Raw genomic sequence first — 14,245 nt, forward strand, 5'->3', positions numbered from 1 at the left:
TTGGTGCATCGCCTTCGCATCAGCTCTCATGCTCCACATGCCAGCGCACCCGGCCGAGGCCGAACCCGCTCGCGACACGACGTCCGCGCAAGCGCAGATCGCGTTCTTCGATGCCGTGGAGCGCGGTCGCCTGCGCGAGGTCGAGGCATTTCTTGCGCAGGGCTTTGGTGCCAACGATGTGCAGGGCTACGGCTTCAACGTGGGCGACTCGCCGCTGATGAAGGCCGCGCAGCAAGGCAACGCGCAGATGGTGAAGTTCCTGCTGCGTCGCCATGCCGATGTGAACTACCGCAACGCCAACGACGGCGAGACGGCGCTGTTGCGCGCAGCCAAGTTCGCGGGCTCCGGCGGCATCAGCGACACGCACGCGATCGACTACCGCCAGACCCTGGTGCTGCTGCTGAAGGCAGGCGCGAACCCCGACACCCCCGATCGCAACGGCGGCCTTCCGTTGTTCTTCGCACCCACGACCTGGGCCATCCAGGCGCTGCTGGCCGCCGGTGCCGACCCCAACGCCGCGAGTTCGAACCCGCCGCTGATCGAGCATGCGCACGACCCGGCGCGTGTGCGGCTGTTGCTCGCCGCGGGCGCTCGTCCTGATGTGCGCGATGCGCAGGGCGTGTCGGCGCTGGCGATGGCGGCGGAGAAGGGGAGCCTGGAGAGCGTTCGGCAGCTCCTGGCGGTCATGGAGCCGGACGCAGTGCGGGGCACCGATGCCGATGGGCACAACGCGCTCGATGCGGCGGCCAGGGGTGGCGATGCGGGGGTCGTTCGCCTGCTCCTGGCGCAGGGCCTGCCGGCGACCGAACGCGCTGTGCGTGCAGTAGCGACGCAGGGGCATCTGCAGGCTGCCCTCCTGCTGCAACGGGCCATGGACCCGCCGCAGTGGCCGTCCCTCGAAGCGGGGGCTCCGGCCGAGGCGCGGGTCTACCTGCTGATCCTGCAGAAGAGGCCGCAAGAAGCGTTGGCCGCCTACCGCGCCTTCGAGACGATCGCTTGCGGACGCATGACGCCGTTGGCGTCGGCGGTCGATGCCGGCAACGTGGAGGCCGTGCGCGCCTTGCTGGCCCTGGGTGTCGACGTGAACCACCAGACCCCCGCGCCGCTGCGCAGCGAGCTGGTGCCGCAGCCGCAGACCTCGTCGGGGCTGCCCCGCCTGGTCCATGTGCTGCCGCCTCCTTGCAAAGACGTTTCGCTCGCGTCGCAGGCAGGTTCACCGACGTTGCTGCAGGCCGCGTTGCCTGTCGGCCGGTTGCCGTTCGCACCCGCGCCCGGCACTGAAAGCGCCTTGCCGCAAGCGGGGTTCTGGACGGACAACGCCCTGATGCGCGCCGTGGCGCGCAACCACCTCGAGATCGCGCGGCTGCTGGTGGCGGCAGGTGCCGATCCGGCGCTGCGAAGCCACTACCCGCCGCACGCATCGGCGCAGGCATGGCTGCAGGCGCGCCCGCCATCGCATGGCGCGTCGCTGGCCGCATGGAGGAAATTGCTGAAGCTGAGTCGGCCCTGAGATACAAACCCTGTCGCTCGATATCCGAGGTTGGCTTTGGTAGATTCCGCCACTCCGATCTCCACCGACAGGAGCGCTTCATGAGTACACAAAAAGAACTGCATCGCGGCCGCCTGATCGACCACATCGGACTGGTCGTTCGCGATCTGGCGGCCAGCAAGGTCTTCTACAGCGCCGTCTTCGAGGCGCTGAAGATCCCGATGGGCGGCTCCGACGCGCGCAACTTCTGGGCCGACGAACTGTTCGTGTCGACGCGCGACAGCGACGAAGTGCAGGGCGAACTCACCGGGCGGCACCACATCGCATTCCAGGCGCAGGACCGGGCCATGGTGGACGCCTTCTACCAGGCCGCATTGGCGCACGGAGGCCGGGACAACGGCCCGCCGGGTGAACGCGCCTACCACCCGGGCTACTACGCGGCGTTCGTGCTGGACCCGGATGGCAACAACATCGAGGCCGTGTTCCACGGCGAGGCCGATCGGAGCGCGGCTTCGGTGCGGATCAGGTTCTGATCCGTTCGACGTGCGGTCGTGAAGGCGAGGGCGGCCGTCAGGCCCAGGGGTACTTTCCCTGCAGCAACGCCAGCTCGTCCTGTTTCGCCTGCGTGAGCAGGGCGCCGAGCCGCAGCTTTCGCTTGAGGCTGCGCAGGCGCTTCAGGTCGTGTCGGAGCCAGAAAACCGTGCCGCCCAGCAGGACCAGGAGGCCGATGGCACCCCCTACGAAGTTCAGTTTTTCACTCATGCATGACGCGTCCAGCGTTCGCCCGTACCCACGCAGTCGTTTCGGGGTTACTCATCATCAGGAGGCGTTCGTTGTTTCTCTCGCTTCGGGGTCATGCACTGATCAAAGAGCCTGCGCGGAGCGAGGACGAGCCTTCTTGAACAGCACTGTCATTTCTTCGCTCGGGCTGCGATAGCCGCATGCCTCGAAGAATCGCTTCGCATTGCCCAGCGCCTTGACATAGACAGGGACACCAGGAAACTCCGCTTCAACGGCGCTCAGTAGCGCCCGGCCGATGCCCGAGCCCTGGGCGTCCGGGTGGACAACCAGTTCACCGAGCATTGTCGTGAATGCCCCGTCGCTGAAGGCTGAGACATAGCCGAGAAGCGCGCCGCTGTCTGCACGTGCGTGGACGACGAGCGGGTAGGCCCGGTGGGAGCGTTCGAACGATGCTTCGTCGTACCCGCTGCCCCAACTGACCAACGCCATCAGATGGCCAAACTCCTGCCAGGTGACGGTTCGTTCGTTCGAAATCGTGTAGTTCATGCCGAGGCGATTTTCCGCGCTTTGGCAGCGAGAGAACGAAAAAGGGCCACGCCACCCACGTGCCCCTTCTCCACAACTCACAGCTTCGGCGTGTACTTCACCGTGAACAGCACGTTGCGCGGATCGCCGTAGTTGTTGTTCCCGTTGGCCTCGCTGTAGGCCGGGATGTAGTAGCGCTTGTCGAAGACGTTGTTGATGTTGACGGCCAGCGCCACCTCCGGCGTCAGCTGGTAGGCCAGGCGCGCGCTCCACACGGCGAAGCCGGGCACCTTGTACGTGCGGTCGTAGCCCAGCGTGTGGCTCTGGATGCTGAATCCACCGCCCACGCTGAGCCGGCTCCAGTCGCCCGGTAGCTGGTAGTTGGTCCACACGCGCAGCATGTGCTTGGGCGTCCACTGGCTGAAGATCTTGCCCTTGTTGTCCGGGTCTTCGAGGAATCGGGTGGTGTTGTAGGTGTAGCCCGCCGTGAGTTGCAGCCGCGGCGCGACCTCGCCGTTGACCTCGGCCTCGAAGCCCTGGCTGCGCACCTTGCCCGACGACTTGGAGCAATACCAGCCATCGCAGGCAAAGCCGCCGTCGCGGTCGGTCACGGCGCGGTTGGTGTGGTTGTAGCGGAACACGGCCAGCGAGGTGTTCAGGCGGCCGTCCATCAGCTCGCCCTTCAGGCCCACCTCGTAGTTGCTGCCGATGATGGGCTTGAGCCCGTCGCCCGAGACGGTGCGCTCGGTCTGCGGCTCGAACACGTCGGTGTAGCTCGCGTAGGCCGACCATTGCTTGTTGAGCGCGAACACGAGGCCGACATAGGGCGTCACTTCGCCCGACGTGCTGACGGTGCTCGTGAAGCCCGCGGACTGGCTCGAGTAGAGGTAGTCGTACCAGCTCAGGCGCGCGCCGACGATGGCCGTGAGCGGCTCGGCCAGCTGGGCCCGCCAGCTGCCGTAGATGCCCTTTTGCCGCACGTCGTAGTGCGTGTGGCTCTTTCCGCCACCGGCGGCCATGATGGTGTCGTAGTTCTGCGCGGGGCGGTTGTGGTCGATGGCGAAGATGTTGCCGCCGCCGCTGAACCGGCGCGCATACCGGTCGGTCGACTCGAACTTCGAGTAGTTGGCGCCGATGGTCAGGTCGTGCTGCATCGACAGCGCGTCGAAGCGACCGCGCAGGTAGACGTCGAAGCCGAGCTTGCGCGAATCGAAGCGGGTGTCCCAGTCGGCGAAGTTCAGCCCGCTGCCGTCGGCCGCGACGTCGCCGTGCATGCGCTGGTGCTGCGCGCTGTTCTTCTCGTTCATGCCGAGCGCGGAGAACTTCAGCTTCCACTTGTCGTTGAAGCGGTGCTCGGCGTCGACATACACCGTGGTCTGCTCGATGTCGCTGTGGTTCCACAGGGCGCCCGTGAACACGGAGCGCGGCAGGCCGATGTCGGTGCCGTCCGGGTAGCGCGGAAAACCGCGCAGCATCGGACGCCCCTTGGCGTGCGAGTGGCTCACGCCGAAGCCGACGGTGGTGTCGGGGGAAATGTCGTAGTCGATGGCGCCGTAGAGCGAGCGCGTCTTGCGCCACACGTAGTCGGTGAACGAGTGGCTGCGGTCTTCGTCGACCACCACGCGGCCGCGCAGCGTGCCTTCGGCATTGAGCGGACCGCCGGCGTCGAGCTGCGCGCCGTAGTGGTCCCACGAGCCTGCCTTGCCGGTGAGCGTGAGCGTCTTCTCGGGCTGGCCGCGCTTGCGCACGAGGTTGATCGCGCCGCCCGGGCTGCCGGTGCCTTGCAGCAGGCCCGAGGCGCCGCGCAGCACTTCCACGCGGTCGAAGAACACCGTGTCTTCGGTGGCCCAGTTGCCCAGCGAGTACATGTTGCGCGGCACGGGCACGCCGTCGTATTGCCAGGCGTCGATCTGGAAGCCGCGCGACGTGAGGACCATGCCCGGCCCCACGCCCTTGACGCCCACCACGCCCGTGACGTTGTTGACCGCGTCGCGCAGGTCGACGAGGCCCTGGTCATCCATGCGCTGGCGCGTGATCACGCTCACCGATTGGGGAATGTCCTTGAGTGCCTGCTCGCCCTTGCCGAGCGTCAGCGCGCGCGCCGTGTACGAGCGCGTGCCTTCGGTGGTGGCGCTGCGCTCGGCCTCGGCCATGACGGTGACCGGTGCGAGCGTGGTGCTCCCGTCGGCGCCGGTGTCTGCAGGGCCGCCGATGCTCGAGCGGCGCAGTGCATACGCGCCGCCCGCACCACCCGCCGCCTCGAGGCCCGAGCCGGCCAGCAGCCGCGCGAAGCCTTCGCCCACGGCATGCTGGCCCTGCAGGCCGGGCGATCGCTTGCCCTGTGCGAGGGCAGGCGGAATCGTGATGCTCACGCCGGCAGAGGCGGCGAAGCTCGACAGGGCCTCGTCGAGTGGGCCGGGCGCGATGTTGTAGGCCTTGCGTGTTTCGGCTTGTGCGGCTGGTGCGTTGGGCAAACCCGGTGTCTGCGCGGCGACCGTCCCGGCGGCAGCGCACGCCATGGCGAACAACGCGCCATGCACGGCGAGCGACAGCGCACGCAACGAGACGGTGTCGGAATCAAGGGGGGACGGTCGGCGACGGGCCATGGATTTCTCTCTCTCCTGCAAGGGGTGTGAAGTTGCTGTTCCTCAAGGCTTCACACGCGAGGAAAGAAAAGGGGACAGGCCGCGACAGAAAAAATCGCAACGGCCGAAATCGCCGCCGGCACCCGATGCCTCAACCGCCCGGCGCCACCACCGTGACCCAGTAGCGCGTGCGAAAGAGCACGTCCACCGGCAAGGCCTGCGGCAGGCTGTCGAGCACCGGGCCCGTGTCGCGCAGCTGGAACACGCCCGACACGCGCAGGTCGGCCACGGCCGGATCGCAGCGCAGCACGCCGGGCCGGTAGCGGCCCAGCTCGGCGAGGAAGTCGTGCAGCCGCATGTTCCTGGCGCGCAGGACACCGCGCGACCAATCGTCGGCATCGGCGGCTGCCGCCGTGATCTCGCCGATGGCCGCCGAAGAGAACATGGCCTGCTCGCCGGCACGCACCACCGCCGCCAGGCTGCGCGCGTGGTCGGGGCGAACCTCGACCGCGCCGTCGAGCACCGTCAGATGGCTGCGATCGTCTTCGTGCTGCCGGACCACGAAGCGCGTGCCCAGCGCACGCAGGCGCCCCTGCGCGGTCTCGACGATGAAGGGGCGGTAGGTGGGGTCGGAAGAGGGCACGGCATCGGGCGCCGTCTCGATGAGTATTTCGCCCGCATGCAGCCGCACCACGCGCTGCGTCGCGCCGTAGGCCACGTCGATGGCCGTCGCGGTGTTGAGCTGGATGCGCGTGCCGTCGGCCAGGCGCAGTTCGCGGCGTTCGCCCGTGGCGGTGCGGTGGTCGGCCAGCCATTCGCGTGCCGGCGATGCGCGCCAGGCCAGCCAACCGGCAGGCGCTGCGGTCAGCAGCACTGCGAGTGCCTTGACGGCTGTGCGGCGATCGCTTCGCACCGCGCGGCCCAGCACCGGCATCGACAGCGCGCCCGGCAGCCTGCCGAACTTGCCACTGACTTGCTCGGCGCGCTGCCAGGCCGTTTCGTGCGCGGGGTCGGCCGCCCGCCAGCGCGTCCATTGCGTGCGATCGGCCGCCGTGGCCTCGCCCGACTGCAGCAGGACGAACCATTGCGCCGCCTGCAGGGCGACGGCCTTGTCGACCCCGACCGCCATCGTGCGTTGCATCGTCACGCGACCAGCAGGATGCAGCGGGCCATGGCCTCGGCCATGTAGCGCTTGACGGTGCGCTCGCTCACGCCCAGCTTCGTTGCGATCTCCGCGTAGCCCAGTCCTTCGAGCTGCGCCATCAGGAAGGCCTGGCGCACCGGCGGCGCCAGGCCGTCGAGCATCGCGTCGATCTCCTGCAGGGTTTCGAGAATGATCGCCTGCTGCTCGGGCGAGGGCGCCAACGGTTCGGGCAACGCGCTCAAGGCCTCGAGGTAGGCCTGCTCCAGCGAACGCCGCCGGTACAGGTTGGCCAGCAGCCGCTTGGCAACGACCGTCAGGTAGGCGCGCGGCTCCCGCAATTGCCAGTCGCACTGCTTCTCGGGCGTGTGATCGGGCGCGGTGAGGATGCGCAGGAAGGTGTCTTGCGCCAGGTCTGCCGCGTCGAAGGCATTGCCGAGCTTCCTGCGCAACCAGCCCTGCAACCACCCGTGGTGCTCGCTATAGAGGGTGTGGATGTGCGGGTGCAGAGCGGGATCGGCGGCCATGGCGGACGTAGTGCGGTGGCCAGGCCATCCAAATAAGAATTATTCTCATTGTATGACGGCTGCGCACCAATGGCTATGTTCGGGGCTGCTGCACCAACTGAAGTTCGTTGCCGGCGGGGTCGCGCAGCGTGGCGAGGATGCCGCCCCATGACTGCGGCTCGGGGAGGCCGCTGAAGGCGACGCCGCGTGACGAGAGTTCGGTGTACTTCGACTGGATGTTTTCCACGTCGAAAGACAGGCCTGTGAAGCGGCCCACCAAGGCCAGGTCTTCTGGCGGGGCATCTGCTTCGACACTTTCGACCACCAGGCTCAGGGGGCCTGCGTCGAACACGCAAAAGCCCTGGTCGCGGCCGTCGGCCTTCAGGGGCAGGCCGAGGATCTCTTCATAGAAGCGGGCGGCGAGGGCGAGGTCCTGGACGAAGATGCGGGCGGTGTGAAGCTGCATGGTGTCTCCCGGGTGAGGACGAGGTGTGTACTGTCGAAGGGCAACAGATCGAGATGACCACTTGCCCTCGGTTGGGCATTGAGGTCAGGCCCAACCCGACGCATTGCGCAAGCGTATGCCACTGGCATGCAGCGTGCTGTTCCAGACGCCACGCAAGGGCAGCAACGAGTCGACAACCCGCAACTCGGTGTGGCTGTCGTTCAAGGCCAGGGGAAGATTCGCGATTCTTTCGCAGCCCAGCGGACGCACCACGTTTCGACTGACGAACATGCCTGCGTCTTCAATGCACTCGAACGATTGGACGGGAAACTCGTAGCGGAAGATCGAGCCAGATCGATGGCGATCCACCCAGGCGCGCTCTATGAAAGCAACGGCCTGTACGCCGCACGGAAGATCGCCCATCCACGCCATTCGATCATCGTGGCTCGATGCCGAGTGCGCCCAGACAACGATGCGCGGGCACTCTCGCGGAAAGAGATACAGCCGCTGGTGATCGGCATCGATGGCCCACACGAGTGGGCTGTTGAGCCATTCCTGACCGGGTTTGCGCAGTGCTGGCTGGCGCACAGGGCGTGGAGTGAACTGATCGATCAGACCGTCTTCGCTGAAGTGAAAGAGGCGCATGTCGGGGCGTCAAAGGTCGACTCGAGTCGTCGCGGCGAAAAGGCCGCCCGCTCGCATGACCGCGAGCCGAATGTATGCATTCTTGCCGCTGATGGCGCGTGCTATTTCTTCGCAAGAAACGCTGCAACCAAGGCATTCGCATGCCCGTGACCCATCTGGTGCTGCGTCTTGAGCTGGCTCACGAGCTCCATGTGCTTCAGCGGACCCGCAGCCTGAAGAATGTCCATCCAATGCGCGATCGGCTGGCCGTAGGTCTTCTCGATGGAGGGGAAGTACGAGGCGGGTCCTTTTACCTTGGCGGTCTCGGTCATGGGCGGTTCTTTCGCAGGTGGAGAGTGAGGTTCACGCAAACGTGGGAGGGCATTCTTACAGCTGCCAGCTCCTGTTGCTGGCATTGGGCTGGATCAGGTCCCACATGTTTCCGCACAGGTCCTTGAACACCGCCACGATCCCGTGCGGCTGTTCCTCCGGTGGGCGAACGAATTCGACGCCGGCGGCCTTGTACTTTTCGTAGTCGCGCCAGAAGTCGTCCGTGTACAGGAACAGGAACACACGGCCGCCAGCTTGGTCGCCGACAGCGCGTTGCTGCTCTGGCGCCGACGCTTGCGCCAGGAGAAGGCAGGCCCCTTGTCCGCCCTGCGGCTTGACCACGACCCATCGCTTTCCTTGCGCAGGCACGGGCGTATCTTCGACGAGTTCGAAGCCCAGTGTGCCGACGAAGAATTCGAGCGCCTTGTCGTAGTCGGGGACCACCAAGGAGACGAGGCCGAGTGATTGGTGCATGGGTCGCGATTGGAAAAATCAGGGATGGTAAGGCGGTGCATCGCTCATGTGCGAACCTGGCCCGCTTGCGATCGGTATCGGCGCAAAGGGCCTGAAGCAGAAGCTCAGGCAGTGCGAGCTAGCCTAGGCTGACACCCCCGCTTCGCCAACACATTCATTGGAGTTGGGATTGATTCGACCCAGGCCAAAACTTCGCCCATTCGCGCCCCAGCCTCTGGCGTCCAACGCGTCATCGGTCACATCGAAAACTTTGAAGTTCCACTCCGCTCCGGGCCGAGGAAATAGTAGAGTCCCGTTCGACTCGGTGTACCTAAGTGTCCACTTGTTTCTTTGGACTTTCCAGGTGCCAGATGCCTTCACGACCTTAGACAGCTTCCTGTTGGTGATCAGGCTCTCTACACCACGCCCCTTGAATGTCCCATCCGCCTCGAACTTGAACACGACCGACCCGGGAAAAGCTGAGTCACTGCCTGAAGTTCCGACCCAACAGCCAACGAGCCTTCTCTCCAGATCTGGATTTCTTGAAAGAACCTTTTCGTTGAAAAGGGCACCGCCTACGAGCGCAGCAAGTGCGAAAAATCTCCAGGAGATACGGGGCAGCTTCATGGTTGGCTGGTGTCTGCTAGTGCCCGCATTCTGCCCGCGGAAGCAAGCTACCCAGTCACAGGCTTGGTTCCGACCAAGACGGGCTGATAGAACGCGGCGTCGAGTCGCTTCACGTCCTCGAAGCCAGCCTCTCTCATCAGCTCGCAAAGACGTTCGACTGAGATTGCGTAGTACCTGGAGCGCATGACATGGGTCTTCACCAGCCCGGTGGCCAGTTCGTTTTCGACGACGAACAAGGAAAGGTCGTAGTGGTCGCCGTCGAAATCCCAGACCTGGAACAGCACGTACCGCTTGCCGTCCTCAACCCGCGCGCCATAGTGCTTGACCAGGTTCGTCCCGCGCTCCTCTTTGTCGTAGTCCCTGACCGTGATGACGCATCCGCCGCCGGGGCGCAAGCACGCGATGAACTGGCGCAACGCAAGCAGCAGGTCTTCGTCGGTCAGCAAGTGAGGAACCGAGTTGTCGCACGAAATGACGAGGTCATATCCAGTACCGTGGTCCTCGTGGGCCGTGCGCATGTCTCCGACCCTGAAGTCGATAGCCAAACTGCGAAGGTCCGCTTCGCGCCGTGCACGTTCGATTTCTCTGGCCGACAGGTCAGACCCGACGACGGAGTAGTCCCGCCCGGCAAGCGCGAGAGTCTGGGTGCCGATGCCGCAGGAGACGTCGAGCACCGTGCGATGCCCGGGCCATTCTGATTGGATGACGCTGTCGAGCTGCTCGCCCTGCCGCCGGATGCTGTGGCTCCAGTCGGGGAAGATCAGGTGATACAGCGGGGCGAGGTCGTCGTAGAAGTCCATGGTTTGACGTCAGGCTGTGAGGGGCATCGCCAGTTTAGAAATGGTCGGCCGAGCGAAGGGCTGGTCCTGACTGGTGTCCGCCCTAGCGGCAATAGGTCAGTGTCAAGGTGGCAAGCTGTGTATCAGTTTCGAGGCTGCGATCCGATCGATTTACAGGCAGTGCAATAGCTGGAGAATTCTTCGATACCGTTGGAGCGCGCCCACACGAGCAAATCTTCCGGAGAATGTGCACATATCTTGATGTATCTACCGCCGGTAAACGCTGCTGCGTCGGTGTGCGGCTTGTGCGTGGAAATGGAATGACAGGTCGCGCGGTGGAGTACGAAGTAGCGTGCGGCTGGCCTTCGAAGAGTGTTGGCGACAAACCCTTCAGGATTGACGTGCAACCAACGTTCGTAGCTGGTTTCGTCGCGGTCGAAAAGCTCTGCATTGGACATTTATCTCACTCCTTCTTTCCTGTGGTCATGCTGACGCCACCTGACTTTGAAGAACAGGGGAATGCCCGGCAGTGGCCGAGCCTCGCCGCCGAGGAGCAGGTCGATACGGATACTTGCCTGCTTCGTCGTGGAGAACTGCACTCGGGATTTTTTGAAGATGCTTGAGGCAGCGGCTGTTTGAAGTCGCACTCATCGTGCCGGCATACATCTTTCTTTCGTCGCATTTTTGGCCAACGCGGTGAATGGTTGGTCGTGGCCGCATCCCGCCCTATTCAGGCTACGGAAGGACAAGATTATTGAGTGCTTCTTGAAGACTCCACTGCTGCCACCCAGGCTGCGCAATCGAACCATCAGAGCGCAGGGGAGAAAGATTGAATCCTTCTTCTACATCCTCGAAGTACATGGCGACGGAGCGATGCATCGCAACAATGAAAACGCTCTCGTATTTGCCGAAGCGCTCGATAGCCGTGAGGCGAAATGGAATGCGGTACTGGGAGAAAGTTTCCCGCTCCGTCAGCGTGCACTCTGAGAGTTGGAGTTCTACCAAGGCTTCAAGCTCACTGGCCGAGATCGGCGACCATTCCATGATTTCTCCCGAGCGAACTTGGATGGAAGGATTTTGTCCGAACAGTTTCGCAGGGCCTCGCGACGCAGACATCAACGTCCGCTCTTCTTGGCCACTGGCAGTCGTCGATGGGACGAATCTGGCGCGGCACTTCACGACGCCGCCGCGCAACCTTCAGGCTTGAAAACCCGCGTCGTCGAACCCGGAAACTTCTCAAGCTTGGCCGCTGGCCGCGACGGGCGCGGAAGCAATTCGCCGCCGCAGTTCGGGCATGTTCCTGCAAGGCGTCCGCTTGCGCACTCGCTGCAGAACGTGCACTCGAAAGAACAGATGCGGGCATCGACTGAATCCGGCGGCAAGTCTCGGTTGCAGCATTCACACCCGGGGCGCATTTGGAGCATGGCGAAACCTCAGAGAGAGTTTTGTCGGTTGAGCTTAAACGAGGGCAAGGTGGTCGATGGTGGAAGTCAGTCCGTCGATCCAACAGGGCCGAGTGCAAGGCTCATCGACTGCACCATCAGATTCGAGTGTTCCCGCAGTGGCTCCAGCGCGCCGTCGGGGCGGAAGCTGTGAGCTGCGTACAGGCGCATCGCCGGCGTATCTCCGGCAGTGACGCCCAAAAAAACGCGCTTCACTCCAACGCTCTCGGCCCAAGAAATCGCCTCCTTGAGCAAAGCTCGACCGGCTCCCATCCCTCGTGATGCGGGATCAACCCACATCTGGAAAAGATGGGCGACAGCCGGTTCATCACTGGACAACTTGCACCAGATCAGACCGCATGCGTCGTCGCGATTGAACGCGAAAAGGACACGATCCTTCCCGGACGACGTAGCCGTGGCAATTCGAGCGGACCACATCGCATCGCTTCTCGTGGCCTCCGCCTCGTACGTGCTTCCGAAGGCGTCCGGCGAGTCGAGCAACGCCCGCAGGCGCAGGTCTCGATAGGTCTTCCATTCGTCGGGTTTGGCTGGTTGCACCGAGATCAAGTCATTACCTTCGGGTTAGGGGTCATGTGTGGGCCGAATGCCGCCTATCGATCCGCTTCATCGATGCAGGGAAATCGGATGGCGAACCAGAAAGCAATGCGTGTCGCTGGCGCTCTCGTGGACGAACCCGTGGCGCCCGTACAGCGCGCCGACCGGGTTCCACTTCAGATGCTCCAGCCGCACCGCCTGGTTGTCTTGATCCGCTTGGGCCAGCAGTTGGCGAAGCACCGCTGAACCGATGCCGGCGCGCTGGAAGGCCGGCAAGACGTAGAACTCACCGATGCGGCGATGACCGTCGACCTCCCATGTGGCGATCGTGCCGACCGGTGTGCCGCCCTTGAGGATGACCGACCACGGGCGCTCCTGCCATCGGCTTTGGTGCAGGCTCCGCTGGAAGTCGTCATCCCATCCCCATCGCGCTGCCACGTAGGGGCCGAGCGCCTGTCGCTTGGCATCGAACGCAAATTCGAAATCCGAGTCGAGGGCGGTGCGCAAGGTGGGGGTCATGGGCGGTCGTTCATTCTGGTTCACCACCGGGTGTTGCGACGCATGCGATCCAGGCGGCTGCTCATGATCCACGCAACCACCGGCCCAATCACCATCCCAGCCAGGCAGCTCCACACAACGACATGGCTCTTGAGTTCCAGCAGCCAGGTGAGCATCGGGTACTGCGCGGCCACGGCGTCCGGGAAGCTCCACCAATAGGAAGAGCCGCGGCTGGCGCCCGTGCGATGCTTGGTGCCGTCGAGCCAGTACGCGGCCAACGGTGCAAGGCCCAGATAGGCAAACATCGCGGCCCAGGGCCCGAGCACGATGGCGCCCAGGAAGGCGTCGATGAAACGGGAGCGCATCGATTTACCGCTCACGCACGCGCCGCCAGATCAGGTCCGCCGCCTCGCTAGTACTCACCAGCGCCGAGTCGATGACCAGGCGGCTCGTGCCTCAGGCCTCGTAATCATTCCGAAGCACAGCCTCCCAGCTCGGCAACGCAAAGCCCGCCATGTCGGCTTCCCGGTTCTCCACGCGCCTGCGATGCTCAACGACGTCAGAGCACACGACCTCCACCTCCACCAGATGCGACGACGTCTCGGCCGCCACGGCCCGCCACGCCTCACGCGTGACTGACAGCGGATTGACGCAATCAGCAATCACGGACATGCCGAGCGCAAGGTTGGACCGAGCGAGCGCGTACGCGACGACATAGCCCGCCGGGCCCACGTCGTCAGCGCGTCCGTTCGCGGTCTTCAGCGCATGCTCGATGGCGTCGATGCGCAGGTACACCGAAGGGACGCGCGTCACGAGTTCGCGCGCGATGGTGGTCTTGCCTGTGCCGGGCAGTCCGCTCAGGACGATCAGGGTTCGGGGTTCCGAAGTCGATCTCATGGAAGGGGAAGGGGATGGCGTCTGCGAAGGGCCGTTCGTCGGCGATCGTACCCACCATTCGTTCATGCGGGCCCGTCGACCCGTCAGATCAGCGGCACCGTCGCTTCCTTGAGCACCCGCAGCACGAAGTGCGACTTGCTGTGGCGAATGCCGGGAATCTTGTAGAGCTTCTCGCGCAGCAGTCGCTCGTAGTCGCGCGTGTCGCGCACGGCGATGCGGATGTAGTAGTCGTAGTCGCCCGACACCAGGTAGGCCTCCTGGATCTCGGGAATGGTGGCGAGGGTGCGGCCGAAGTCGTACAGGGTTTCGTCGGTGTGGCTCTCGAGGGTGACCTGCACGATGACCGAGTCGTGGTACCCCAGCTTGGCCGGGTCGACGTCGACGGTGTAGCGCTTGATGACGCCCGAGGCCTCGAGCTTCTTGATGCGCGTCCAGCAGCTGGTGGGCGACAGGCCGACCTCGTTGCCGATCTCCTGCAGGGTCTTGCGCGAGTCGAGCAGCAGCACCCGCAGGATCGCCAGATCGGTCTTGTCGAAAGATCCTTCGTTGTCTGACGATGTTCGGCGATTAGTTTTCATGTTTCGTGCTTAAACAGCCAAAAGAAAGAA

At 64.3% G+C, this 14,245-nt stretch carries 22 protein-coding genes; 3 read left to right on the forward strand and 19 right to left on the reverse strand.

Going from position 1 to position 14,245, the window contains the following annotated elements; genetic code table 11:
* The first annotated feature begins 28 nt into the window (after window positions 1-28).
* Window positions 29-1,510 carry an ankyrin repeat domain-containing protein gene (locus tag AC57B8_RS02870; RefSeq protein WP_496478595.1) on the forward strand — a complete coding sequence of 494 codons (1,482 nt, stop codon included), beginning with the start codon at window positions 29-31 and terminating at the stop codon, window positions 1,508-1,510.
* An 80-nt stretch (window positions 1,511-1,590) separates the two neighbouring features.
* The gene (locus AC57B8_RS02875; RefSeq protein ID WP_496478596.1) at window positions 1,591-2,022 is read left to right on the forward strand and encodes a VOC family protein; all 432 of its coding nucleotides are present in this window, start codon (window positions 1,591-1,593) and stop codon (window positions 2,020-2,022) included.
* A gap of 37 nt (window positions 2,023-2,059) precedes the next feature.
* Here AC57B8_RS02875 and AC57B8_RS02880 read toward each other — a convergent pair whose 3' ends face one another.
* The 12 genes from AC57B8_RS02880 to AC57B8_RS02935 form a co-directional block, all read right to left on the reverse strand.
* Window positions 2,060-2,251: a hypothetical protein gene (locus tag AC57B8_RS02880; RefSeq protein WP_496478597.1), complete on the reverse strand. Its 192-nt coding sequence runs from the start codon at window positions 2,249-2,251 to the stop codon at window positions 2,060-2,062.
* Window positions 2,252-2,353: 102 nt separating this feature from the next.
* Window positions 2,354-2,776: a GNAT family N-acetyltransferase gene (locus tag AC57B8_RS02885; protein WP_496478598.1), complete on the reverse strand. Its 423-nt coding sequence runs from the start codon at window positions 2,774-2,776 to the stop codon at window positions 2,354-2,356.
* Between the two features lie 77 nt (window positions 2,777-2,853).
* Window positions 2,854-5,361 (reverse strand): TonB-dependent siderophore receptor, encoded by a 2,508-nt coding sequence (locus AC57B8_RS02890; protein ID WP_496478599.1) that lies wholly within the window; start codon window positions 5,359-5,361, stop codon window positions 2,854-2,856.
* 130 nt (window positions 5,362-5,491) lie between these two features.
* Window positions 5,492-6,481, reverse strand: a complete 990-nt coding sequence (locus AC57B8_RS02895) for a FecR domain-containing protein (RefSeq protein WP_496478600.1) — start codon at window positions 6,479-6,481, stop codon at window positions 5,492-5,494.
* A gap of 2 nt (window positions 6,482-6,483) precedes the next feature.
* Window positions 6,484-7,008 carry a sigma-70 family RNA polymerase sigma factor gene (locus AC57B8_RS02900; RefSeq protein ID WP_139703058.1) on the reverse strand — a complete coding sequence of 175 codons (525 nt, stop codon included), beginning with the start codon at window positions 7,006-7,008 and terminating at the stop codon, window positions 6,484-6,486.
* A 73-nt stretch (window positions 7,009-7,081) separates the two neighbouring features.
* On the reverse strand, window positions 7,082-7,453 hold the full coding sequence (locus tag AC57B8_RS02905; RefSeq protein WP_496478601.1) for a VOC family protein: 372 nt from the start codon (window positions 7,451-7,453) through the stop codon (window positions 7,082-7,084).
* Between the two features lie 84 nt (window positions 7,454-7,537).
* Window positions 7,538-8,077: a DUF6886 family protein gene (locus AC57B8_RS02910; protein WP_496478602.1), complete on the reverse strand. Its 540-nt coding sequence runs from the start codon at window positions 8,075-8,077 to the stop codon at window positions 7,538-7,540.
* A gap of 101 nt (window positions 8,078-8,178) precedes the next feature.
* A complete protein-coding gene (locus AC57B8_RS02915; RefSeq protein ID WP_070061083.1) occupies window positions 8,179-8,388 on the reverse strand; it encodes a DUF4287 domain-containing protein in 210 nt (69 codons plus the stop codon).
* A gap of 55 nt (window positions 8,389-8,443) precedes the next feature.
* Window positions 8,444-8,860: a VOC family protein gene (locus tag AC57B8_RS02920; RefSeq protein WP_159276378.1), complete on the reverse strand. Its 417-nt coding sequence runs from the start codon at window positions 8,858-8,860 to the stop codon at window positions 8,444-8,446.
* A gap of 123 nt (window positions 8,861-8,983) precedes the next feature.
* Window positions 8,984-9,466, reverse strand: a complete 483-nt coding sequence (locus tag AC57B8_RS02925) for a hypothetical protein (RefSeq protein ID WP_496478603.1) — start codon at window positions 9,464-9,466, stop codon at window positions 8,984-8,986.
* Window positions 9,467-9,513: 47 nt separating this feature from the next.
* Entirely contained in the window at window positions 9,514-10,266 is a 753-nt protein-coding gene (locus AC57B8_RS02930) for a class I SAM-dependent methyltransferase (RefSeq protein ID WP_496478604.1), read from the reverse strand.
* Between the two features lie 122 nt (window positions 10,267-10,388).
* Window positions 10,389-10,703 (reverse strand): DUF3050 domain-containing protein, encoded by a 315-nt coding sequence (locus tag AC57B8_RS02935; RefSeq protein ID WP_143599017.1) that lies wholly within the window; start codon window positions 10,701-10,703, stop codon window positions 10,389-10,391.
* Between the two features lie 27 nt (window positions 10,704-10,730).
* Between AC57B8_RS02935 and AC57B8_RS02940 the strand changes: the two genes are divergently transcribed.
* A complete protein-coding gene (locus AC57B8_RS02940; RefSeq protein WP_493192026.1) occupies window positions 10,731-10,868 on the forward strand; it encodes a hypothetical protein in 138 nt (45 codons plus the stop codon).
* A gap of 112 nt (window positions 10,869-10,980) precedes the next feature.
* Here AC57B8_RS02940 and AC57B8_RS02945 read toward each other — a convergent pair whose 3' ends face one another.
* From AC57B8_RS02945 to AC57B8_RS02975, 7 genes are all read right to left on the reverse strand, one after another.
* The gene (locus tag AC57B8_RS02945) at window positions 10,981-11,289 is read right to left on the reverse strand and encodes a hypothetical protein (RefSeq protein ID WP_496478605.1); all 309 of its coding nucleotides are present in this window, start codon (window positions 11,287-11,289) and stop codon (window positions 10,981-10,983) included.
* 131 nt (window positions 11,290-11,420) lie between these two features.
* Window positions 11,421-11,669, reverse strand: coding sequence for a DUF1272 domain-containing protein (locus AC57B8_RS02950; protein WP_496478606.1), 249 nt, complete (start codon window positions 11,667-11,669; stop codon window positions 11,421-11,423).
* 66 nt (window positions 11,670-11,735) lie between these two features.
* Window positions 11,736-12,245: a GNAT family N-acetyltransferase gene (locus AC57B8_RS02955; RefSeq protein ID WP_496478741.1), complete on the reverse strand. Its 510-nt coding sequence runs from the start codon at window positions 12,243-12,245 to the stop codon at window positions 11,736-11,738.
* Window positions 12,246-12,311: 66 nt separating this feature from the next.
* Complete coding sequence (locus tag AC57B8_RS02960) at window positions 12,312-12,761, reverse strand: GNAT family N-acetyltransferase (protein ID WP_496478607.1); 450 nt, start codon at window positions 12,759-12,761, stop codon at window positions 12,312-12,314.
* A gap of 20 nt (window positions 12,762-12,781) precedes the next feature.
* Window positions 12,782-13,105 carry a hypothetical protein gene (locus tag AC57B8_RS02965; RefSeq protein WP_496478608.1) on the reverse strand — a complete coding sequence of 108 codons (324 nt, stop codon included), beginning with the start codon at window positions 13,103-13,105 and terminating at the stop codon, window positions 12,782-12,784.
* Between the two features lie 91 nt (window positions 13,106-13,196).
* Window positions 13,197-13,637: a P-loop nucleotide/nucleoside kinase family protein gene (locus AC57B8_RS02970; RefSeq protein ID WP_496478609.1), complete on the reverse strand. Its 441-nt coding sequence runs from the start codon at window positions 13,635-13,637 to the stop codon at window positions 13,197-13,199.
* Between the two features lie 83 nt (window positions 13,638-13,720).
* A complete protein-coding gene (locus tag AC57B8_RS02975) occupies window positions 13,721-14,215 on the reverse strand; it encodes an Lrp/AsnC family transcriptional regulator (RefSeq protein ID WP_496478610.1) in 495 nt (164 codons plus the stop codon).
* Window positions 14,216-14,245 lie beyond the last annotated feature (30 nt).

The organism is Variovorax sp. BGA-UO-ETr-C22 (genome assembly GCF_059567965.1).